This window comes from Amycolatopsis balhimycina FH 1894, assembly GCF_000384295.1.
In the GTDB taxonomy this organism is placed as follows: Bacteria; Actinomycetota; Actinomycetes; order Mycobacteriales; family Pseudonocardiaceae; genus Amycolatopsis; species Amycolatopsis balhimycina.
Genome location: NZ_KB913037.1, coordinates 6288402 through 6309917, shown reverse-complemented (window position 1 = coordinate 6309917; position 21516 = coordinate 6288402). Strand labels below are relative to the sequence as shown.

Below are 21516 nucleotides of genomic sequence, written 5' to 3'. Positions count from 1 at the left end.
CGTACCCTGGATCCATGCCGAAAGCGCTGGTGGTCGCCGACGAGGTGGACGAGCGGTTGTGGACCGACGCGGTCCGCGCCCTCTCCGTCGACCTCGTCATCGGCGCCGGCGACCTCCCCTACGACTACCTCGCGTTCCTGGCCAGCGCGCTCGACGCGCCGTGCGTGTTCGTGCCCGGCAACCACGACCCCGACCTGAGCGGCTACACACGCTACGGCGGACTGTCCATAAAGGACGGTTTCCCGACGGCGTGGCCGGGCCCGGCGGGCGGTGTCAACGCCGACGGCCGGATCGTCGACGTCGCCGGGCTGCGGTTCGCCGGGCTCGGCGGTTCGATCCGCTACAACGACGGGCCGAACCAGTGGACGCAGCGCCAGCAGGCCCGCCGGGCCCGCGGCCTGGTGCGGCGCGCGAAGTGGCGGCGGTGGCGCGACGGCCGCGACGTCGACGTGCTGCTGACGCACTCGCCGCCGCTGAACCTCGGCGACCGGCCGGACCCGCCGCACCGCGGGTTCGCGTGCCTGCACTCCACGATCGCCACCCTGCGCCCGAAATGGCTGCTGCACGGGCACATCCACCCCCACGGCGAGCCGGTGCCGGACCGGGTCGCCGGCGAAACCCGGATCCGCAACGTGGTGGGCCACCGGATCATGGAGTTCTCATGAAAGAGACGGGGTTTCCCCGCGCCGACGCGGAGAACGACTTCCTCCGCGCCCGCCGGGGCCAGGTGCTGTCGAGGCTTTCGACGTGGCTGCGCCGCGAGCCCGACGACGTCAACATCATGCTGCCCTTCCACGAGGTCGTGGAGGCGCTCGGCTACCTCGGCGAGCACCGGATCGGGCTGCGGGTGATCAAGCTGGACTCGATCGCGGGCACGGTCGACCGCAGCCGCGACTTCGACCGCCGCTTCCGCCCGACGTCCGCCCGCGTCCGCGAGCGCTGGGAACGCCTGGCGCTGGCCGCCCGCCGCGGCGAGGAGATCCCGCCGATCGAGGTCTACCGCGTCGGCGAGCTGCACTTCATCATCGACGGCCACCACCGGGTGTCGGTCGCGCTGGCGCAGGGACTGTCCACAATAGAGGCTTCGGTGACGGTCGTGAAGACCAAGCTGGACCCGAGCGGCATCCGCCACCGCGGCGACCTGATCGTCAAGGACTACCGCAGGCTGTTCCTGGAGCGCGTCCCGCTGGCCGGCCACGCGCGGGCGTCGGTGATCGTGTCGGACCCGTGGGACTACGCGAAGCTGGGTGAGCACGTGGAGGCGTGGGGTTTCCGGCTGATGCAGGACGAGGGCAAGTTCTGCGACCGGGCGAGCGTGGCGCAGCGGTGGTTCGACGAGGAGTTCGTCCCGGTCGTGGGGATGCTGCGGCAGGCGGGGCTGGTCGGCGACCGGACCGACGCCGAGGCGTACATGTGGGTGGCCGCGGAACGGTACCGGCTGATCCGGACCCACCGGTGGGACGACGAAGTCATCGAGCGGCTGCGCTCCCGCCGGCAGTAGGCACTCACGGCAGGCGGTAGACCACCAGCGTCTGCTCGGGCCGCTCGGCGACGTGGAACGCGGCGTGCGTCATGGTGACGACGCCCAGCCGGGGGTGCCGGAAGCGCTTGTGGCCCGCGTGGCTGAACTGGATGTCGTGCCGCGGCCACCAGTCGCGCACCTCGGGGCTCGCCTCGGTCAGCTCGGCCACGAGCCGGGTCACGCGTGGGTGGCCGGGATGCCGCCCCGCGATCGCCCGCAGCCGGGCCAGGATCGCGCGCGCCTCCCGCTCCCAGTCGAGGAGTACTTCGCGGGCGGCGGGCTCGGTGAACACCCAGCGCACGACGTTGCCGCCCGGTCCGATGCCCCGCAGCAGCTCCGCGGCGGCGTCGTTGTGCGCGAGGACGTCGTAACAGATGCCGGTGACGTACGCGGGGTTGTCGCCCAGCAACGCCGGGACCCCCGCGACCTCGGGCGCGACCTCCTCGGGGGTGTCCTCCTCGGGCGACGTTCCTCCGCCGGCGAGGCGGTGCAGGTGCTCCCGCTCGGCGCCGGTCAGCCGCAGCGCCCGGGCCAGGGAGTCGAGCACCTGGCCGGAGGGGCGGACGTCACGGCCCTGCTCGAGGTAGGTGAGCCAGGTGGCGCTGATGCCGGCCAGCAGGGCCAGTTCCTCGCGGCGCAGCCCGGGGGTCCGGCGGCGCCCGGTGACCGGCAGGCCCGCGTCGGCCGGGGCGACCCGCTCCCGGCGGCTGCGCAGGAACGCGCCCAGCTCGATGTTCATCCTGGAACCTCCAGTACCAGAACAACGCGATTCTGGATACCAGCTTAACGAGCCGCGAGGCTGGCCTCATGCGAGCTTGGACTGTTGCTGCACAAGACGACGACGTACGCCTCTCCGAAGTGCCGGCGCCTGCTCTCCAGGGCGGTGGCGTACTCGTCGAGGTGCTCGCCGCGCACCTCCCGGCGTACACGAAAGCGGTGGTGCGGGGGAACCGCGGTGGCCTGCCGGTCCCCCTGACCCTGGGCCCGTCCTGCGTCGGGCGGGTGACCGGCGTCGCGCCCGACGTGTTCCACGTCGCCCCGGGCGACGTCGTGCTGGACACGGCGCTGCTCGACGCGGGTGGCGGCGACGAGATCCTGGTGGGCTGGGTCGGCCTCGGCGGTTCCGGCACCGGCAGCGAGCGCACGGATCGCATGCGCGCGGTGTGGCGCGACGGCGTCTTCGCCGAGAAAGCGCTCTGCGCCAAGGAGACGCTGATCAAGCTACCCGGCGCGGAGACCTACCCGGACCCGGCCCGGCTGGGGTTCCTGCCGTGGCTCTGCATCGCCGCCTCGGGCCTGCACGCGGCGGGTCCGCTGACCGGCCGCGACGTCGCGGTGATCGGGGCGACGGGCCAGCTGGGCGGCGCGGCGGTGCTGGTGGCGCTGGCGGAAGGCGCGGCGACCGTGACGGCGGTGGGCCGCGACGAGCGGGCGCTCGACCGGCTGGCCGGGCTCGGCTCCCGCGTGCGCGTCCACCGGCTGACCGGCGACCGCGCGACGGACGCGGCGGGCATCGGCCCGGTGGACGTGGCCCTCGACGCCCTCGGCGCCACGCCGGCGGCGGACGCGACCATGGCCGCCTACGACAGCTTGCGGGTGCGCGGCACCCTGGTGCTCATCGGCGGGGTACGCCAGGATCTCCCCATCCCGTACGGCGACCTGATGCACCGCAGGCTCACCCTGCGCGGCTCCTGGATGAGCGACGAAGCGACGGTGACCACGGTGTGGAACCTGGTCCGCTCCGGGCTCCTGGACCTCTCGGCGATCGAGCTGCTGACGGTCGGCCTGGACGACCCGGCGGCCGCCCTCGATCTGGCGGAGCGGACGACGGGCCTCGGCTTCGTGGCACTGGTCCCCTGACCGGTTCTAGAACCCCAATCCGGGTGTCAGTGCCAGCTGCCGCACCTGATCCAGTGTCAGCGTCGGCTCCGGGCGCTGCTTCGGCAGGCGGACGCCCATCTGCTGCAGCACTCCGCTGTTGTTCGACCAGAACTGCACGACCGCGTCCGGCGCGGCCAGTGCCACGCGGTGGGTCAGGACGTCGCCGGAGCGCAACGTCGACAGCCACAGCAGTCCCTGGGGCGTCGGTTCCGTGCGGCAGACGATCTCCTCCGGTTCTTCGCACGGCGGGCCACCCGAGTTGGCGCTGGGCACGATCAGGATGTACACGGACCCGGTCCCCTGGGCGTCGGTCACCCGGACCCCCATGTGGAACAACGCGTCCCGAGGCCGGGGCGAGTCGCCGGCCGGGTCGGCGATCAGGTGGAACGGGTCGTCCGGCGGGGTCTCCCCCGGGATCGTCAACCGGGTGATCTGCGCGTCCGGGGACAGCAACGCGCGCACCGCGCGGCCCACCACGCAGCTGAGCCGATCGACCAGCGCCGCGCGGGTGTCCGACGCCGTCGGGCACGGCGCGCCGGCCACCTGACCCCGGTGCGGCAGGACCACCACCGCCAGCGTCAGCGCGAGGACCACCACCGCCAGCGCCGCCGCCCCCGTGAGCAGGTACCGCCGGCGCGAAAGGCGCGCTGCCGAAAGCACTTCCTCCCCGGACAGGCCGATCGGCGGTTCGCCTTCGGTCACGTACGCCGTCAACACGGACCGGACGTCTTCCATCACGACTCCTCCGTAGTCGGCGCCGGCAGGGCCGCGCGCAAGGCCTCGACCCCGCGGGCCGTCTGGGACTTGACCGTGCCTTCGGCGACGCCGAGCAGTGCCGCGACCTCCGTCACCGGGAGGTCTTCGAGGAACCGCAGCACCACCATCGCGCGCTGGCGAGGCGTCAACCCGGCCAGCGCGCGCTCCACGTCGAGACGCAGCGACGTGTCCCGCCCCGGTGGCGACTCCCAATCCGGCGGGAACGACACCACGTACTCCCGCCCGGACCGCCGCTGCCCGGCGAGGAACAGGTTGAGCAGGATGCGGCGCGCGTACGCGTCGACGGTGTCCGGCCGCACCCGCCGCCAGCGCCGGTACAGCTGGACGAACATGGCCTGGACCAGGTCTTCTGCGCCGTGCCAGTCGCCGCAGAAGGCAAAGGCCACCCGGCGGAACCGCTGGACCCGCGCGGCGAAGTACTCGCTGAAATCGAGGTCTCTCGACGTCGCCACCCTGCTCTCCTTCCCCCGCTCTCCCCTTACTAGTGCGCGGAGGGCCGGAAAGGTTCAAGCGATTGTCCCCCGTGCGAGCTACGCGCGAGTGTCCACCGCGTGGTGACGATTCCCGGCCGCCGGATCCCTAGCGTTCTTCACAGCCGCGGCACGCAGGCCCGCGAGATTCGAAGGAGTTCTTCATGAGGCTGGTCTGGCAGTTCCTGGCCGTCGCCGCGGTCGCCTTCCTCGGTGGTCAGGCCGTCAACGCGGTGGGGAATCCGTGGCTGACGCTCGTCCTCGGGGCCCTGACCGCCGTGCTCGCCGTGCTCGTCTACCGCTGGGTGGTGCGGCGGACCGAGCACCGGCCGGTCACGGAGTTGAGCCGGCCGGGCGCCCGGCTCGCGTTCGGCCGGGGCGCGCTGATCGGGGTCGCGCTGGTCGGGCTCGTCATCGCGAACATCGCCTTGCTCGGCGACTACGAGGTCCGCGGCTGGGGCTCGGTGCCGGCCGCGGTGGGGCTCGTCGGCTTCATGGCCGCCGCCGCGGTGACGGAGGAGCTGCTGTTCCGCGGCGTCCTGTTCCGCATCGTCGAAGAACGCACGGGCACGTGGATCGCCCTGGTGCTGACCGGTGTCCTGTTCGGCCTGGTGCACTTGTTCAACGCGGATGCGTCGCTGTGGGGCGCCGTCGCCATCGCGATCGAGGCCGGTGGCCTGCTGACCTCCGCGTACGTCGCCACCCGCAAGCTGTGGCTCCCGATCGGCCTGCACTTCGGCTGGAACTTCGCCATGGCCGGCATCTTCGGCACGGAGGTCTCGGGCAACGGCACCCCGCAGGGCCTGCTGGACGCCGCGACGTCGGGTTCTGCGGCCGTCACCGGCGGCAAGTTCGGCCCGGAGGGCAGCCTTTACTCGGTGCTGTTCTGCGTCCTGGCGACGGGCGCTTTCCTGTGGCTGGCCCACCGGCGCGGCAATCTGGTGCCCCGCGGCCGCGGCACGGAACAGGCCGACGCGAATACACTTTCCCGGTGATCGATCACCGGCCGGCCCTGGCGCGGTGGCGCCGGCTCGACGTCGTGGTCCGGGACCTCCCGCTCGGGTTGGCGTTCCTGGCGGCGTCGTTCGTGCCGGCGTTCCAGAGCCACGGGACGGAGCTCGGCGGTGTGCCGGCGCGCCCCTTCGACGCGCTGGCCGTCGTGGTGGTCCTCCTCGAATCCCTCCCGCTCGCCGTGCGGCGGCGGTGGCCGGCCCTCTGCCTCACGCTGGTGTCGCTCGGCTTCGCCGTCGACCAGCTCCGCGGCTACCACTCGGTCGCCGGCGCCGCGCTGGCCGTCGCGCTGATGAGCGCGGGCGCCCACCTGGAGCGACGCCGGCGTGTCACCGCATTGCTGTTCTCAGTCGCGTACGTGCCGCTGGCCGTCGTCCTCTTCCGGCTCGGTTCGGAGCCGCCCGCCGAGTTCGTGACGTTCTTCCTGCTGCTGGTGTTCGCGGCGGGGACCGGGTCGTGGCTGCGCGCCACCCGTGCCGCGGAAGCGGGCCGCCGTCGCCGCGTCGCCGAGGACACCCGTGCCACCGAACGCATCCGCATCGCCCGCGAACTCCACGACGTCGTCACCCACCACGTGACGGCGATGGTCGTGCAGGCCGAGGCGGCCCGCTACCTCACCGCCGCGCCCGATCGCCTCGACCAGACGCTGACCGCGATCACCGGCACCGGCCGCCGCGCCATCGCCGACCTGCGCCACCTGCTCGACCTGCTCAACCCCGACCACGGCCCCGGAATCACGCCGCCGCCGGGCGGCCTGCGCACGCTCGTGGAGCACGCCCGCGAGGCCGGGCAGCCGGTGGAGTTCGCCGAGGAGGGCACGGCGGCGGAGTCGGCGGGCAGCGCCGACCTCGTGGCCTACCGGGTCGTACAGGAAGCTCTGACGAACGCCCTCAAGCACGCGCACGGCAGCCGGACGTCGGTCCGGGTCCGCCACGACGAACGGGAGATCGAGGTGGAGGTCGGCACGGACGGCTCCGGTTCGCGGGACGCGTCCCCCGGCGGGAGCGGGCGGGGTCTCGCCGGCCTCCGCGAACGGGTTCGCGTCCTGGGCGGCGACTTCAGCGCGGAGCAGGCCGGCGCGGGTTTCGTCGTCCGGGCACGGATTCCGACGGGGAACCGGTCGTGACCGCGCCGATCCGGGTCCTGGTCTGCGACGACCAGATGCTGATCCGCACCGGGCTCGTCACGATCATCGGCGCGCAACCCGACTTCGAGGTGGTGGGCGAATGCGGGAACGGGCGCGCCGCGGTCGACCTCGCCGGGAAGCTGCGCCCGGACGTCATCGTGATGGACGTGCGCATGCCGGTGCTCGACGGCATCGAAGCCACCCGCCTGCTGGCCGGCGCCGGCGTCCCGCACCCGGTCAAGGTGCTCGTGCTGACGACGTTCAACCTCGACGAGTACGTCTACGAGGCACTGCGCGCGGGGGCGAGCGGGTTCCTGCTCAAGGACGCGCCGCCGGATCAGCTGCTGCACGGGATCCGGACCGTCGCCTCGGGCGCGGCCCTGCTGGACCCGGAAGTGACGCGCCAGCTGGTGGGGCGCCACGCGGCCCGCATCCGGCCCACCGGCACGACACCCGAACTTCGGTTGACGCCTCGCGAACTGGAGGTCCTCCGGCTCATCGCCGACGGCCTTTCGAACGGCGAAATCGCCGCGAGTCTCGTGATCAGCCCGGAAACCGTCAAGACGTTCGTGTCGCGCATCCTCACCAAGCTCGAGCTGCGCGACCGCGTCCAGGCCGTCGTCTACGCCTACCGCCACGGCCTCGTGACGTGAACGGGCCTCCCGGGAGGCCCGTTCACGCAACGGGAACTACATGTGGACGGCGCCCGGCGCCGCTTCGCCCTTCGGGACGCCCGGGCGCAGCAGCAGCGCGCTCAACACCGCGCCCGCCACGAAGATCACGGCGGCCCAGGTGAACGCCGTCGTGTAGCTCTCGATCGACGCTTCGGCCGCGAGCTGCGGGGTCGGGACCTTGCCCGCGACGAAGGCCGTCGCCGCGTTACCGGCGAGCGTCGAGAGCAGTGCCGTGCCGATCGAACCGCCGACCTGCTGCATCGTGTTCACCGCCGCCGACGCGACACCCGCGTCGTGCGCCTCGACGCCGAACGTCGCGACGCTCATCGCCGGCGCCATCGCCAGCCCGATGCCGAAGCCCATCACCAGGAGCGGGCCCAGGACACCGGAGGCGTACGTGCTGTCGAGGCCGATCCCGCTCAACCAGAAGAGGCCGCCGGCGGCGATCGCCATGCCGGTCGGCACCAGCGGCCGGGGGCCGAACCGCGGCAGGAGCACGGCCGTCGCCGACGTGGCGGACAGCATCAGCGTCGCCACCATCGGCAGGAACCCGACGCCGCTCTGGATCGGCGTGAACTGCAGGTTCTGCTGCACGTAGAACGTCAGGAACAGGAAGATCGCGAACATCCCGATGGCGAGCAGGAACATCGCCAGGTACGAGCCGCCGCGGTCCCGGTCGAGCAGCACGCGCAGCGGCAGCAGCGGGTGCTCGACGCGCTGCTGCAGCCACACGAACACGCCCAGCAGCACCACGCCCGCGGTCAGGAAGCCCCAGACCGACACCGCCGACCACGAGTCCGACGCGGCGTTCGCGAAGCCGTAGACCAGGGCGAACAGACCGGCCGACGCCGTCACCGTGCCCGGCAGGTCCAGCTTCGGCCGCGGGCCGCCGTCCTTCTGGTTGCTCAGCAGGATCGAGCTGCCGGCGAACGCGATGACGGCGAAGATGATGTTCACGAACATGCACCAGCGCCAGTCGAGGTACTCGGTGAGCACACCGCCGAGCAGCAGCCCGACCGCCGCGCCGCCACCGCCGATGGCGCCGAAGACGCCGAACGCGCGGCCGCGTTCCTTCGGGTCGGTGAACGTCGTGGTGAGCAGCGAAAGCGTGGCGGGCGCGAGCAGCGCGCCGAACACGCCCTGGGCCGCCCGGGCGACCAGCAGCATTTCGATGTTGGTCGCCGCGCCCCCGAGCGCGGACACCGCGGCGAAGCCGGCCAGGCCGACGAGCAGGGCGTTCTTGCGGCCGAAGACGTCCGCGAGCCGCCCGCCGAGCAGCAGCAGGCTGCCGAACGCGAGCGCATACGCCGTGACGACCCACTGGCGGGCGTCGTTGGAGAAGCCCAGGTCGACCTGGGCGGACGGCAGCGCGATGTTCACGACGGTCGCGTCCAGCACGACCATCAGCTGGGCGATCCCGATCATCACCAGGATCAGCCAGCGTCTGGCGTGGTGGGGGTTCTCGGCGGCGCGCGCGTCCCCCGACGGCGCGACGGCGAGTGTGGACTCGGTCATGGAATGTCCTCACAGAGGGTGATCAAGACACTATGTGGAGTAGATATCTCCCCTTACGCGACCCAAGGTACACAAGAACCGGAGATGGTGCCTCTACTTCAGGGGCTAGACTGGGTGGCATGGCACGGGACGCTGGTCCCGCCGCACCGGCGCGGCCGCTGCGGCGTGACGCTGAACTCAACCGCCGTCGCATCCTCGCGGCGGCCCGCGAAGTGTTCGGCCTGCGCGGGCTCGAGGCCACCCTGGACGACATCGCCCACCACGCCGGCCTCGGCGTCGGCACGGTCTACCGCCGGTTCCCCAGCAAGGAACACCTGGTCGAGGCCATGTTCGCCGAGCGGATGGAAGAAATCGGGGACCTCGCGCAGCAGGCGCTGAAGGCCGAAGACGCGTGGCAGGCGTTCGTCGACTTCACGTGGCAGGCGGCCGAGATGCACTCGGCGGACCGCGGGCTGCGCGAGATCATGCTGTCCAACAAGTTCGGCCACGAGCACGTCGCCGCGGAGAAAGCCCGCATGGTGCCGTTGATCACACAGCTGGTCGACCGGGCCAAGGAAGCGGGCGGCCTGCGACCGGACTTCGCCTCGACGGACATGGCGCTGGTGCACATGATGGTCGGCTCGGTGGTCGAGTTCACGTGCGCGGTCGACCCGGACCTGTGGCGCCGCAGTCTCGCCATGCTGCTCGACGGCCTCCGCGCCCAGCCCGGCAAGCCGTCGGAACTGCCGCACCCCGCGCTCGACGAGCAGGAGATCGACCGGGCGATGTCCTGCTGGCGACCCTGATGGGGTGATCGCCACGGGATCCCGGCACCGCCCTCCCGCCCGGACACTGCTGCCCGCGCGATCATGGCAGACGGGGAGGTGCGCGGGTTGGCGTATTACAGCGTTCCGGCGATCAGGCGGCTCCAGCTCGGGAGAGAGCTGAAGGCCTGGCGGGAACAGGCCGGGCTGACGCTGGAGCAGGCCGGCGGGGATCTCGACCTGTCGAAGAGCACGCTGTCGCGGCTGGAGAAGGGGCAGGGGGCGATTCACCCGCTGCACGCGCGGGCGATGGCCGAGCTGTATCGGGTGCCCGAGGACGATCTCATCCGGCTGGTCGACATCGCCCGGGAAGCGCGGCGGCCCAACCAGAACCGGATCGAGGGGGTCTCAGCCAACAGTTATCCGGCGCTGGAGGCGGAGGCTGTCTCGGTCCGCAACTTCGAGCTGGCGTATGTGCCCGGGCTTCTCCAGACCGAGAGCTTCTCGCGGGCCATTTACGCACACCACGGCACCCGCGAGCGCAACCACAAGCTGCAGGTGCGGATGTGGCGGTGCCAGCGCCTCAAGGGCGACGATCCCCTGCGACTGCACGCGATCGTCGACGAGACCGCGCTTGTTCGGCCGATCGCGGAGAAACATGTTCTGATCGCGCAACTGCTGCACATCGTCGAACTGACCGAGTTGCCCAACGTCACCATCCAGGTGGTGGCCGCCGAAACCGGGCTTTACCGCGGGTTGCGTGGCGCATTTTCGCTGCTCAGCTTCCCGCCCGACACGATCGGCGACCTCGGCTACGTGGACCATGCCGCCGGTGCCCTGCAGTTGGTCAAGCCCGGTCAGCTCGCCGATCTTTCCCGCCGGTTCAAAGACATCGGTAAGCTCGCACTGAGCGAGGCGGAGTCCTGCAATCTCCTACTCCGGCTCGCGGACCGGCTGAGCGAGTAGGAGTGAGCTGTGGAGCGGATGGTCTGGCGCAAGAGCAGCTACAGCGGTGACGAGAACCAAGCCTGCGTCGAGGTTGCCTTCACCTCTCCCGCCGTCGCCATCCGGGACTCCAAGGACCCCGCCGGCCCGCACTTCGCCGTCGGGGCCACCGCTTGGCGCGGCTTCCTCACTTCCGTCACTCGGACGGAATGACCGCCCACAAGATCAGGTAGGCCACGAACTGCGGCCCGGGCAGCAGGCAGGACACCACGGCCAGCAGCCGGACCGTGCCGGGCTTCATGCCGTACCGCTGGGCCAAGCCCGCGCAGACGCCGCCGATCACGCGGCCGTTGCGGGGACGGGACAGCCGTCGTGTGACCGGTGCGCTCATCGTCTTTCCCTTTCCTCGAAGTTCCGATACCACTACTTCACCACCGGAGTACCCGCTTCCGCATCGCTCGCGGGAAGGATCGCTCCCTTAGGGGACGGTAAAGCCGAAAATCGTTCAGCCGACCCGGCGAACCGGGCGGAATCCGGCGGGAAATCCGATGACCTGCGCGTTCTTCTCCCGGTACTGGGTCAATAGTGAGACATGTCCCCGTCAGGGCTGGTTTTTCGGCCCGATGTGGTGATACTTGCACCCCGTGTACCCGCGTTCGAAAACCTTGGTCGTCGCGATGCTCTGCGCCCTGTTCGCTGCTGGATGCGCGAAGACCCAGGCCGCGCCCCAGCAGAGTTCCGGGCCCACCCCGCTGACCGCCTCCGCCGCGCTCGGCGACTTCGGGAGCGTCGACTACTGCAGCCTGCTGAACGTGCCCGACGTGGCGCCCGGCGCGGTCGCCGTCCCGACGTTCGAAAGCTGCCGGGCCGCGGCCGGCCCGCGCACGATCCTCGTCGGGCCGCTGGCGTTCGACTCCGACCCGAACATCAAGCCCTACGCCTACCTCGGGCCGGTGCCCGACGGCGTCGCGATCCAGGAGTCGACGTTCAACGACCACAGCGCGTGCACCCGGGCGATCACCTTCGCCGACGGCACCCGGCTCGACCTGTCGGTCACCGACACCGGCAACGACCAGGCCTCGCGCTGCGGCATCGCGGACGCCACCGTCGGCTCGGCGCTGGCCGCGATCACCGAGAACAAGGTCCGGCGGCTGACGTTCCCGGACCGCTCGTGGGGCCGGGTCGCGCCGTGCGTCCCGCTCGACAGCCACGAGCTCGACGCCGCCGCCGGGCCCGCCAGCCGGCCGACGACCGGCCTGACCGGGCACAGCTGCTACCGCGGCAAGGTCAGCCTCAAGCTGACGGTGGAAACGGTGGAGGCGGCGGACACCCCGCCCGAGACACTGGGCGGCCGCGAGGCCCGTGTCCGCGTCGCGGGCGCGTTCTGCCTGGTCGACACCACTCAGCCGGCACCGGGCCTGCCCGGACGCCGCGAACTGGCGGAGATCAGCGTCGTCGAAACCGCGGGCACGGCGGGCGACGCCACGTGCGCGCTGGCCCGCACGGCGGCGACGTCGATCTTCCCGCGCCTCCCGACTCCCGGAAAGCCGTGAATGGCACATTGTGGGACTTAGAGTCCCTCAATGTGCCATTCACGGACTTGGGTCAGTCCTCGTAGGTGAGGTTCTTGCCGTTCGAGGGGTCGAACAGCTTGATCTTGTCCGCGTCGTACCAGACCTCGAGGTCCGCGTTCTCCGCCGCGGACGACTCCGCCGAAAGGCGAGCCACGATCTGGGACTCCGCGCCTGGCACGTCCGCCGAGCCGCTGTCCGCGGCGAGTTCGGCGAGTTCCGCGGCGGTGGCGGCTTCGCCCTCCAGCGTGAAGTGGGCGAACTTCTCCGAGCCCATCGACTCGAGCACGTCGATGTGCGCGGTGAACGTGCCGCCGCCCGTCTTCTGCCCGGCCTCGACCAGCGCCGCGTCCTCGAAGTGCTCCGGCCGGATGCCGATCAGCAAGTCGCGGGGCGCGTTCGCCTTCTCCACCAGCTGCCGGACGCGGTCCGTCAGCGGCGTCGTCCCCAACGCACTCCGCAGTTCGTTGTTCTCCAGTGTCGCCGGGACGAAGTTCATCGACGGCGAGCCGATGAACCCGGCCACGAACAGGTTCGCCGGGTTGTCGTAGAGGAACTGCGGCGCCCCGACCTGCTGCACGTAGCCGCCGCGCAGCACCACGACCCGGTCGCCCAGGGTCATGGCCTCGGTCTGGTCGTGCGTCACGTACAGCGTCGTCGTGCCGAGCTGCTTCTGGATCTTCGACACCGACGTCCGCATCTGGCCGCGGAGCTTGGCGTCCAGGTTGGACAGTGGCTCGTCCATCAGGAACGCCTTCGGGTTCCGGACGATCGCCCGGCCCATCGCGACGCGCTGCCGCTGGCCACCGGAGAGGTTGGCCGGCTTGCGGTCCAGGTGCTGGGTCAGGTCGAGGATCTTCGCCGCCTCTTCGACCTTCGCCCGCACGGTCTTGTCGTCCACCTTGGCCAGCCGCAGCGGGAAGGCCATGTTCTCGCGGACGCTCATGTGCGGGTACAGCGCGTAGGACTGGAACACCATCGCGATGTCCCGGTCCTTCGGCGCCTTCTCGTTGACGCGCTGCCCGTCGATGCGCAGCTCACCGGAAGTGATGTCCTCCAGCCCGGCCACCATGTTCAGCATGGTCGACTTCCCGCAGCCGGACGGGCCGACCAGGACGAGGAACTCGCCGTCCCCGATCGTCATGTCCACTTCGGACACCGCGAGCGCGCCGTCGGGGTACTTCTTCGACACCTTGTCGAGCACGATCTCTGCCATAGCGCTACCCCTTCACCGCACCGGAGGTCAGCCCCGCCACGATGCGACGCTGGAAGAACAACACGAACACAATGATCGGAATGGTGATCACGACCGCCGCCGCGCTCACCTGCCCGGTCGGGTCCTCGAACTGCGAGGACCCGGTGAAGAACGACAGCGCCGCCGGCACCGTGCGCGACGCCGTGGTCGACGTCAGCGAGATGGCGAACAGGAAGTCGTTCCAGCAGAAGATGAACACCAGGATCGCCGTGGTGAACACGCCCGGCGCGGCCAGCGGCGCGATCACCTTCCGGAAGGCCTGGGCCGGCGTCGCGCCGTCCATCTTCGCCGCTTTTTCCAGCTCCCACGGGATTTCCCGGAAGAACGCCGACAGCGTGTAGATCGACAGCGGCAGCGCGAACGTGATGTAGGGCAGGATCAGCCCCGGCCACGTGTCGAACAACCCGATGTTCCGCTCGATGTTGAACAACGGCGTCACCAGCGACACCTGCGGGAACATCGCGATCAGCAGCGACAGCCCGACGAGCAGCTGCTTGCCGGGGAAGTCGAGCCGGGCGACCGCGTACGCGGCCATCGTGCCCAGCACCACCGCGATCACCGTCGAGATGATCGCGATGCCGATCGAGTTGACCAGCGCCAGCGGGAACTCCGACGTCTGGAAGATGTCCGCGTAGTTCTGCCAGGTCCACGACTGCGGGATGAACGACCCGTCGGTGATCGTGTCCTTGGTCTTGAACGACAGCGAAACCACCCAGAGCACCGGCACCAGCGCGAACACCAGCACGAGGATGTCGACCAGGCCCCACCTGGCCTTGCGGCCCGTCGTGACGGTTCCCATCGTCATCAGCGTTTACCCCCGTCGTCCGAACCCGGTGCGGCCGTGCCGAACACCTTGATGAAGAGGAAGGCGATGATCGCCACCGTGATGAAGATCAGCACCGCCATCGTCGACCCGATGCCGAGGTTGAGGCCTTTGACGAGGTTGTCGTAGGTCTGCATCGACACCGACCCGGTGTCCTGCGCGCCGTTGGTGAGCACGAAGATGTTGTCGAAGATCCGGAAGGCGTCGAGCGTGCGGAACAGCAGCGCCACCAGGATCGCCGGCTTCATCACCGGCAGCATCACCTTCGTGAACCGCTGCCACGCGGTCGCGCCGTCCATCGCCGCGGCCTTGAGCAGGTCCTCGGGCACCAGCGCGAGGCCGGCCATCAGCAGCAGCGCCATGAACGGCGTGGTCTTCCACACCTCGGCGCCGATGATGATGAACAGCGACGGCCACCGGTCGGTCAGCGGTGCCGCGTCGGCCGAGAGGAAGTTCGCCAGGTAACCGGTCTTCGGCGTCCACGCGTAGTACCACGAGAACGCCGCGACGACCGTGACGATGCCGTACGGGATCAGTGCGACGGTGCGGACCACGCCGCGGCCGACGAGCGTCCGGTGCATGATCAGCGCCAGCGCCATGCCGAGCACGAACTCGATCGCCACCGACACGACGGTCAGGAACATCGTGGTGCCGAAGGCTGTCCACCAGTACGAACTGGACAGCACGGCCGCGTAGTTGTCGAAGCCGATGAACTTCTGCTGCGACGGGAACCGCAGGTCGTACCGCTGCAGCGACAACCAGAGCGAGTAGAGGATCGGGTAGCCGGTGACCGCGATCATCACGATGAACGCGGGCGCGCACAGCCACAGCCCGAGCCGCCGCTCGGCCTTCTTCCCTTCGGAGAGAACGGGTTTGCCCTTCTTGGGCGACGTCGCCTCCTCGGCGACCGTGGCCCCTGCGGTGTCGGCCGGGGTCGAGTCCTGGACGGTCACGGGATCACTCCCTTCGACTGGAGCGCGTCACCGAGCTGCTCGCGCAGCTTGGCCGCGGTGGCCTGCGGGTCGATGTCCGACGGCGGCGAAAGGACCTTCGACATGACCGTCGAGGCGTTCTGGTAGGCCGGGGTCAGCGGGCGCACCGCGGCGGTCTTGAGCGCGGCGAGGATCGCGTCGCGCATCGGGTACTTGCTCGCCATGTTCGGGTTGTCGTCCGACGCCGGCTTGCCCGGGTCGAGCGGGACGTCGTTGTGGTACACCGACTCGATGCTCGGCGGCACGCCGTCGTTGATCGCGGAGATCTTCTGGCTTTCCGGGCTGCGCAGGCACAGCGCCGCCTCGAAGGCTTCCGGCTTGTGCTGCGAATAGGTGCTCACGGCCAGGTCGAACCCGCCGATCGTGGTCCGGGCGGGCATCCCGGCCTGGGCCTCCGGGTAGACGGCCCACTTGAAGTGCGAGAGGTCCGCCTTCTTGTCCTTGGCGTAGGCGGCGTAGACGTACGGCCAGTTGAGCTGGAACGCGGCCCGGCCGCGCTGGAACGCCTGCCGGATGTCGTCCTCCTTCATGTTGCTCAGCGACGGGTCGGTGAGCCCCGAAGTCGACACCTTCTTGAGCAGTTCCAACGCCTTCACGGCGCCGTCGTCCATCACGACGGACTTGCCGTCGTCGGACAGGATGTGCCCGCCCAGCGACGCGACCAGCGTGTTGTAGAAGACGACGAGGCCTTCGTACTGCGCGCCGGTGAACACGATCTCGTAGGGCTTGCCCTGCCCCTTGAGCTCCTGGGACTTCTGCATCATCTCGTCCCACGTCTTCGGCGGCGTGGGCGTGACCCGGTCGTCGTACCAGAGCAACTGGACGTTGGTGTTCTTCGTGGCCGCGTAGAGCTTCCCGTTGTGGGTCGCCGTGTCCAACGGCCCCTGCAGGACGCCTTGCGACGCCTCGTCCTTGTTCTGGCCGGTCCACTCCTCGGCCCAGCCCGCCTCGGCGAACTCCGAAACCCACGTGACGTCCAGGCCCAGGATGTCCATGGCGCTGTCGCCCGCGGCCAGCCGGCGCGCCATCTGCAGCCGCTGGTCGTCCGCCCCGCGCGGCAGCTTGTTGTAGACGATCTCGTACTTCCCGGCCGCCTTCACGTTGCAGGCGTCGACAACCTTCTGGAAGTTGTCCTCGGGCGACATGTAGATGTTGATCTTGAGTCCGGAACTCGTTCCGCACCCGGCCAGCATGCCGGTCACCAAAGCCCCTGCCCCCAGCAGGACCGCGGTGCGGCCGGGCGAGCGTCCCCGTTTGCCCGCGCCGATCCTCTTCCCCATCAGGCCTCCTCACCCGCGTGCACGCCGGTTACCGCGGTGCCCGGTGGGCACCGCGACGCGATGAGGCGAACCGCGCCAGCACCCCGACGTGCTAGTGCTCGGGCCGCCGCGCTGGTTGGGCGAGGCCGCCCGACTGGTGTCGGCCAACTTATGCCGGGCGATCACACCCCGCAAGCAGTATCGGTAACGATTCAGCGCACCGCGCGTCGAATCGTGATTTTTCCCTGGTAGAAGGCGGCTTTTTCAGGCATTCGCGGACGGCGGTTTCAGGGCGAGCTTGGCGAGCAGTTCCCGGCCCTGCTCGGCCGAGCGCGGCTGGCACAGGACGTCGTAGCGGCCGGCGACCAGCTGGCTCGCCGACGAGAAGTCCCGCCGTCCCCGCGACATGCTGTACCCGATGGCGGCGAACATCAGCCCGGACAGCACGCCGAGCACCAGCCCGGTCAGCAGCTGGAGCGCGAAGCCCTGGTTGACGAACAGCCCGAGCAGCAGCCCGGCGAAGAGGCCGAACCACGCCCCGGACACCGCGCCGGTGCCGAGGACGCGGCCCCAGCTGAGCTTCCCGATGACACGCTCGACCAGCATCAGGTCGACGCCGACGATCGTGACGTCACCGACGGAAAACTCGCTGTCCGCGAGGAAGTCGACCGCCTGCTGCGCCTCGCCGTAGGTCGCGTACGACCCGATCGGCCAGCCGGTCGGCGGGGTCGGCAGCCGCGGCAGCCCACCGGGCGCCCGGCCCCCGCCAAAGGGACTACTCACCATCATCACCTGCGCACTCGTGGTCCTGGGCGTCCATCTTGTCAAGAACACACCGGCCGTGCGAGCCGCTTACCCCGAAAGGCCCGGCGCGTTTTGTCGACAGAGCGACATTCTCCCGAAGTTCGTGAAGGCCACCTTGAGGAACTTGTAGTTCGGCAAGGTGGCCTTCACGAACTTGCACCGGGTCAGGAGCGGGACTTGTACTCCCGCAGCAGACCGCGGCTGATGATGGTCTTCTGGATCTCGCTGGTGCCCTCGCCGATCAGCAGGAACGGCGCCTCGCGCATGAGCCGCTCGATCTCGTACTCCTTGGAGTACCCGTAGCCGCCGTGGATGCGGAAGGAATCCTGCGTGACCTCCGCGCAGTACTCGGACGCGATGAGCTTCGCCATCCCGGCCTCGACGTCGTTGCGCGCGCCGGAGTCCTTGAGCCGGGCCGCGTTCACCATCATCAGGTGGGCCGCCTCGACCTTGGTCGCCATCTCCGCCAGCTTGAACGCCACGGCCTGGTGCTCGGCGATCGCCTTGCCGAACGTCTTGCGCTGCTGGGCGTACTCCACCGCGAGCTCGAACGCCCGGATCGCGATGCCGCACGCCCGCGCCGCGACGTTCACGCGGCCGACCTCGACACCGTCCATCATGTACGCGAACCCGCGACCCGGGGCCTCGCCGAGGACCATGTCGGCGCCGATCTTGTAACCGTCGAAGACCGCTTCGGTCGTGTCGACGCCCTTGTAGCCCATCTTGTCGATCTTGCCGGGGATGGTCAGCCCGGGCGCCACCTCGCCGAAGCCCTCCGGCTTCTCGACGAGGAACGTCGTCAGGTTCTGGTGCGGCTTCTCCGCGCCTTCGTCGGTCTTGACGAGCAGCGCGATCAGGTTGGACGAGCCGCCGTTGGTCAGCCACATCTTCGAGCCGTCGATGACGTAACCGTCGTCGGTCCTCTTCGCCTTCGTCTTGATCGCGGCGACGTCCGAGCCGAGGTCGGGCTCCGACATCGAGAAGGAGCCGCGGACTTCGCCCGTCGCCATCCGCGGCAAGAAGTGCTGTTTCTGCGCTTCCGTGCCGTGGCGGGAGATCATGTGCGCCACGATGAAGTGCGTGTTGATCACGCCGGACACGCTCATCCAGCCCCGCGCGATCTCCTCGACGACCAGCGCGTAGGTGAGCAGCGACTCGCCGAGCCCGCCGTACTCCTCCGGGATGGTGATCCCGAACAGGCCCATCTCCTTCATGCCCTCGACGATGTCGGCGGGGTAGGTGTCGGCGTGCTCGAGCTCCTGCGCGTGCGGGATGACCTCCTTGTCCACGAACTGGCGGACGGTCGCGAGGATCTCCGACTGCACGTCGGACAGGCCGGCGGTCTGGGCGAGACGGGCCATCACGGCTCCCTTTCCGGAGTACGACGCCGCTCCCGGCGCTGGGTTACCGGTGAGTATGACCCGAAAGCCGCAACCCTGCTATGAGGACGCTCACGCTCCCGGCGGCCACGGTCGGCGGATCTCCCGCCGGCGGCCGCGGGTGGGCGGCTAACGTGGGAGCCCAGCACGCATCGAGGGGACCCGTCATGACCGACCCGTCCGGGGACAAGGACCGTCCGGCCGCCGACCCGGCCGCGGCGTACGACCCGCCGCCGACCGCCGACCCGGCGACCTACGCGCCGGAGAACTACGACCCACCGGCGCCCGATCCGACCGTGTCCGATCCGACGGGGTCCGACACGACCGTGTCCGCCACGGCGGGGTCCGAGACGACGGCGTCCGACATGCCGGCGCCGGGCCCGGCCGTCGACGGCACCACGGCCGCCCGGGACTACCCGGCCGCCCCCGAACAGCCCGGCCACCTGCCGCCCGGCGCGTTCGAGACGCCCGCGGCGCACATCCCGGGCACGCCGTACGCCGCCCCGGGCCAACCGCAGCCGATGTACCAGCCGTCGTTCCCGCAGCCGACCTACCAGCAGCCCTACCCGCCCGCGTACGGACAGCCGTACGTCCCGCCGGCGCCGTACGGGCAGCCGTACCCGGCTTCGCCGCGCGGGCAGGACAACGCGCTCGCGATCGGCGCCCTGGTCTGCTCGATCCTCGGCTTCTGCTCCGGCGTCACCGCGCTCGCCGGGCTGATCATGGGCCACATCGCGCTGAGCAAGACCAACCGCGGCGAAGCGGGCGGCCGCGGGCTGGCCACGGCCGCCGTGATCGTCGGCTACGTCGTCATCGCGCTGTGGATCGGCTTCTTCACCACCCTGATCATCCTCGGCGCCAACGGCTACCTGAACTAGTCCGCCGCCGGCAGCACCGCGTCGCCGGGGCTGCGCGGCGCCGGCGCCGCATGGCCGTTCGCCTCCGGCTTCGCCTCCACGGCTTCGGGTTCCGGCTTGGCAGCGGGCGCTTCGGGAGCGGCCGCCGCCGCGGGCTTCGGCGTCTGCGCGTCCAGGAATCGCAGCAGCTCCACCGGGAACGGCAGCACCAGCGTCGAGTTCTTCTCCGACGACACCTGCACGACCGTCTCCAGCAGCCGCAGCTGCAACGCCGCCGGGGTGTCGGCCATCTGCGCGGCGGCCTGCGAGAGCTTGTACGACGCCTGCAGCTCACCGTCGGCGGAGATGACGCGCGCGCGCCGTTCCCGCTCCGCCTCGGCCTGCCGTGACATCGAGCGCTTCATCGCCTCCGGCAGCGCGACGTCCTTGATCTCGACGCGGTCGATGTGGATGCCCCAGTCCAGTGCCGGGCTGTCGATCATCAGCTCCAGGCCCTCGTTGAGGCGCTCGCGGTTGGAGAGCAGGTCGTCGAGCTCGCTCTTGCCGATGATCGAGCGCAGCGACGTCTGCGCGACCTGGCCGACGGCCGACCGGTAGTCCTGCACGTTGACCGCCGCGACGACCGGGTCGATGACCTTGAAGTAGACGACCGCGTCGACCCGGACCGTGACGTTGTCGCGGGTGATGCCGTCCTGGGCGGGCACCGGCATGGTCACGATCTGCATGTTGACCTTCTGCAGCCGGTCCGCGAACGGCATCAGCACCATCAGGCCGGGTTCCGCGATCCGCGAGCGCACCCGGCCGAACCGGTAGACCAGACCGCGTTCGTACTGCTTGACCACGCGCACACTGGCCGCGAGCCAGGCTCCACCCGCGACGACGACGGCGCTGAGAATCTCCACCACCATGACTGCTCCCGGGGTTTCGTTATCCCGTGAAATCCCAGCGTACGCCCGTGCGGACCCCGACGAAACGCACTGGACACAGCGGCCACGATGGGGTGGTGAACGATCTCCGCGTGCCCCCGCTGTTCGCCGCCCGCGCACCGCGGGTGCTCGGCGCGGAGGCGGTCCCGTGGCTCGCGGCCCTGCCGGGCCTCGCCGCGGAATACGCCCGGGAGTGGGGCCTGACGTTCGAGGGCGAGGCGATGCACGGCTACGTCGGCGTCGCGCAGCCCGCGCGCCGGGCCGACGGCACACCGGTGGTGCTGAAACTGGGCCGGCGCGACGAAGAGTCCGCCGACGAGCCGCTCGCACTGTCCACATGGGCCGGTCAGGGTGCGGTGCTGCTGCTGGAGTCCGCGCCGGACGACGGCGTCCTGCTGCTCGAACGGCTCGACGCCGGGCGCACCCTGGACGACCTCCCGCTGAGCTCGGCGATCCCGCTCATCGGCGACCTGGCGCGGCGCTTGGCCGTCCCCGCGCCGCCGGCGTTGACCCGGAACCTGCGCGCCGAAGCGGCGCGGTTGATCGAAGAGCTCCCTCGGCGCTGGGCCGAGCTCGGCGAACCGTTCGACCGGCGGCACGTCGACGACGCCGTGGCGATCTGCCGCGAACTGGGACCGTCGGCGGGCGCGGAGCTGGTCAACGAGGACCTGCACTTCGAGAACGTCTTGGGCGGCACGCGGGAGCCGTGGCTGGTGATCGACCCGAAACCGCTGTCCGGCGATCTCGAGTGGGGCGTCATCCCGTTGTTCTGGAACCGCTTCACCGAGTCCACACTGGACGAACGGATGGCGCTGATCGTCGCGTCGCAGGGCCTCGACGCCGCGAAGGCGCGGGCCTGGACGCTCGTGCGGGCGGTGCAGAACTGGATCTGGATGCTCGAGGAGTACGAGGAGACAGGAGAAGACAGCGACGACCCGGCCTACGTCACAGTGCCGGAAATCGCTGTCTGGGCGGCCAGCCGATAG

24 protein-coding genes are annotated in these 21516 nt (G+C 70.3%); 12 read left to right on the top strand and 12 right to left on the bottom strand.

Annotated features, from left to right (window positions below; all coding sequences use genetic code 11):
• Positions 1-14 precede the first annotated feature (14 nt).
• Both A3CE_RS51740 and A3CE_RS0128915 read left to right on the top strand, forming a co-directional pair.
• Entirely contained in the window at positions 15-665 is a 651-nt protein-coding gene (locus A3CE_RS51740) for a metallophosphoesterase family protein (protein ID WP_020643592.1), read from the top strand.
• Positions 662-1501 carry a chromosome partitioning protein ParB gene (locus tag A3CE_RS0128915; RefSeq protein WP_020643591.1) on the top strand — a complete coding sequence of 280 codons (840 nt, stop codon included), beginning with the start codon at positions 662-664 and terminating at the stop codon, positions 1499-1501. Before A3CE_RS51740 ends, A3CE_RS0128915 begins: the two co-directional genes overlap by 4 nt.
• A gap of 4 nt (positions 1502-1505) precedes the next feature.
• Here the strand turns inward: A3CE_RS0128915 and A3CE_RS0128910 are convergent, their stop codons facing one another.
• A complete protein-coding gene (locus A3CE_RS0128910; protein WP_020643590.1) occupies positions 1506-2261 on the bottom strand; it encodes a helix-turn-helix transcriptional regulator in 756 nt (251 codons plus the stop codon).
• A gap of 68 nt (positions 2262-2329) precedes the next feature.
• Between A3CE_RS0128910 and A3CE_RS0128905 the strand changes: the two genes are divergently transcribed.
• A complete protein-coding gene (locus tag A3CE_RS0128905; RefSeq protein WP_026468970.1) occupies positions 2330-3382 on the top strand; it encodes a zinc-binding dehydrogenase in 1053 nt (350 codons plus the stop codon).
• A gap of 6 nt (positions 3383-3388) precedes the next feature.
• Here the strand turns inward: A3CE_RS0128905 and A3CE_RS0128900 are convergent, their stop codons facing one another.
• Together A3CE_RS0128900 and A3CE_RS0128895 are read right to left on the bottom strand one after the other, a co-directional pair.
• Entirely contained in the window at positions 3389-4138 is a 750-nt protein-coding gene (locus tag A3CE_RS0128900) for a hypothetical protein (RefSeq protein WP_020643587.1), read from the bottom strand.
• Complete coding sequence (locus A3CE_RS0128895) at positions 4138-4632, bottom strand: SigE family RNA polymerase sigma factor (RefSeq protein ID WP_020643586.1); 495 nt, start codon at positions 4630-4632, stop codon at positions 4138-4140. The genes A3CE_RS0128900 and A3CE_RS0128895 overlap by 1 nt, the downstream gene beginning before the upstream one ends.
• A 182-nt stretch (positions 4633-4814) precedes the next feature.
• On the opposite strand from A3CE_RS0128895, the gene A3CE_RS0128890 reads away from it, so the two are divergent.
• Genes A3CE_RS0128890 through A3CE_RS0128880 form a run of 3 tightly spaced genes read left to right on the top strand, consistent with a single transcriptional unit; the run spans position 4815 to position 7440 of the window.
• Positions 4815-5645, top strand: coding sequence for a CPBP family intramembrane glutamic endopeptidase (locus A3CE_RS0128890; protein ID WP_020643585.1), 831 nt, complete (start codon positions 4815-4817; stop codon positions 5643-5645).
• Complete coding sequence (locus A3CE_RS0128885) at positions 5642-6787, top strand: sensor histidine kinase (RefSeq protein WP_020643584.1); 1146 nt, start codon at positions 5642-5644, stop codon at positions 6785-6787. Before A3CE_RS0128890 ends, A3CE_RS0128885 begins: the two co-directional genes overlap by 4 nt.
• Complete coding sequence (locus A3CE_RS0128880; RefSeq protein WP_020643583.1) at positions 6784-7440, top strand: response regulator; 657 nt, start codon at positions 6784-6786, stop codon at positions 7438-7440. The genes A3CE_RS0128885 and A3CE_RS0128880 overlap by 4 nt, the downstream gene beginning before the upstream one ends.
• A 36-nt stretch (positions 7441-7476) precedes the next feature.
• Here A3CE_RS0128880 and A3CE_RS0128875 read toward each other — a convergent pair whose 3' ends face one another.
• The gene (locus A3CE_RS0128875) at positions 7477-8976 is read right to left on the bottom strand and encodes an MFS transporter (protein WP_020643582.1); all 1500 of its coding nucleotides are present in this window, start codon (positions 8974-8976) and stop codon (positions 7477-7479) included.
• A 119-nt stretch (positions 8977-9095) separates the two neighbouring features.
• Here A3CE_RS0128875 and A3CE_RS0128870 point away from each other — a divergent pair, with 119 nt between their 5' ends.
• From A3CE_RS0128870 to A3CE_RS0128860, 3 genes are all read left to right on the top strand, one after another.
• A complete protein-coding gene (locus A3CE_RS0128870) occupies positions 9096-9761 on the top strand; it encodes a TetR/AcrR family transcriptional regulator (RefSeq protein WP_020643581.1) in 666 nt (221 codons plus the stop codon).
• Positions 9762-9848: 87 nt separating this feature from the next.
• Positions 9849-10685 (top strand): helix-turn-helix domain-containing protein, encoded by an 837-nt coding sequence (locus A3CE_RS0128865; protein WP_020643580.1) that lies wholly within the window; start codon positions 9849-9851, stop codon positions 10683-10685.
• Between the two features lie 18 nt (positions 10686-10703).
• Entirely contained in the window at positions 10704-10877 is a 174-nt protein-coding gene (locus A3CE_RS0128860) for a DUF397 domain-containing protein (protein WP_043792655.1), read from the top strand.
• Here the strand turns inward: A3CE_RS0128860 and A3CE_RS0128855 are convergent.
• Positions 10861-11055, bottom strand: coding sequence for a PspC domain-containing protein (locus A3CE_RS0128855; protein WP_020643578.1), 195 nt, complete (start codon positions 11053-11055; stop codon positions 10861-10863). The two genes, A3CE_RS0128860 and A3CE_RS0128855, sit on opposite strands and share 17 nt — an antisense overlap.
• Positions 11056-11341: 286 nt before the next feature.
• On the opposite strand from A3CE_RS0128855, the gene A3CE_RS0128850 reads away from it, so the two are divergent.
• On the top strand, positions 11342-12217 hold the full coding sequence (locus A3CE_RS0128850; protein ID WP_026468969.1) for a hypothetical protein: 876 nt from the start codon (positions 11342-11344) through the stop codon (positions 12215-12217).
• Positions 12218-12269: 52 nt separating this feature from the next.
• Here A3CE_RS0128850 and A3CE_RS0128845 read toward each other — a convergent pair whose 3' ends face one another.
• From A3CE_RS0128845 to A3CE_RS0128820, 6 genes are all read right to left on the bottom strand, one after another.
• Complete coding sequence (locus tag A3CE_RS0128845; protein ID WP_020643576.1) at positions 12270-13451, bottom strand: ABC transporter ATP-binding protein; 1182 nt, start codon at positions 13449-13451, stop codon at positions 12270-12272.
• A gap of 4 nt (positions 13452-13455) precedes the next feature.
• Entirely contained in the window at positions 13456-14295 is an 840-nt protein-coding gene (locus tag A3CE_RS0128840) for a carbohydrate ABC transporter permease (RefSeq protein ID WP_020643575.1), read from the bottom strand.
• The gene (locus A3CE_RS0128835) at positions 14295-15266 is read right to left on the bottom strand and encodes a carbohydrate ABC transporter permease (RefSeq protein WP_020643574.1); all 972 of its coding nucleotides are present in this window, start codon (positions 15264-15266) and stop codon (positions 14295-14297) included. Before A3CE_RS0128835 ends, A3CE_RS0128840 begins: the two co-directional genes overlap by 1 nt.
• Positions 15263-16585, bottom strand: coding sequence for an ABC transporter substrate-binding protein (locus A3CE_RS0128830; RefSeq protein ID WP_020643573.1), 1323 nt, complete (start codon positions 16583-16585; stop codon positions 15263-15265). The genes A3CE_RS0128835 and A3CE_RS0128830 overlap by 4 nt, the downstream gene beginning before the upstream one ends.
• A 243-nt stretch (positions 16586-16828) precedes the next feature.
• The gene (locus A3CE_RS0128825; protein WP_020643572.1) at positions 16829-17353 is read right to left on the bottom strand and encodes a YflT domain-containing protein; all 525 of its coding nucleotides are present in this window, start codon (positions 17351-17353) and stop codon (positions 16829-16831) included.
• Positions 17354-17532: 179 nt separating this feature from the next.
• Complete coding sequence (locus A3CE_RS0128820) at positions 17533-18729, bottom strand: acyl-CoA dehydrogenase family protein (RefSeq protein WP_020643571.1); 1197 nt, start codon at positions 18727-18729, stop codon at positions 17533-17535.
• A 185-nt stretch (positions 18730-18914) separates the two neighbouring features.
• Here A3CE_RS0128820 and A3CE_RS0128815 point away from each other — a divergent pair, with 185 nt between their 5' ends.
• Positions 18915-19625 (top strand): DUF4190 domain-containing protein, encoded by a 711-nt coding sequence (locus tag A3CE_RS0128815; RefSeq protein WP_020643570.1) that lies wholly within the window; start codon positions 18915-18917, stop codon positions 19623-19625.
• Here A3CE_RS0128815 and A3CE_RS0128810 read toward each other — a convergent pair.
• Entirely contained in the window at positions 19622-20512 is an 891-nt protein-coding gene (locus A3CE_RS0128810) for an SPFH domain-containing protein (RefSeq protein WP_020643569.1), read from the bottom strand. The genes A3CE_RS0128815 and A3CE_RS0128810 overlap by 4 nt on opposite strands.
• Before the next feature lie 92 nt (positions 20513-20604).
• On the opposite strand from A3CE_RS0128810, the gene A3CE_RS0128805 reads away from it, so the two are divergent.
• Positions 20605-21516, top strand: a complete 912-nt coding sequence (locus A3CE_RS0128805) for an aminoglycoside phosphotransferase family protein (protein ID WP_020643568.1) — start codon at positions 20605-20607, stop codon at positions 21514-21516.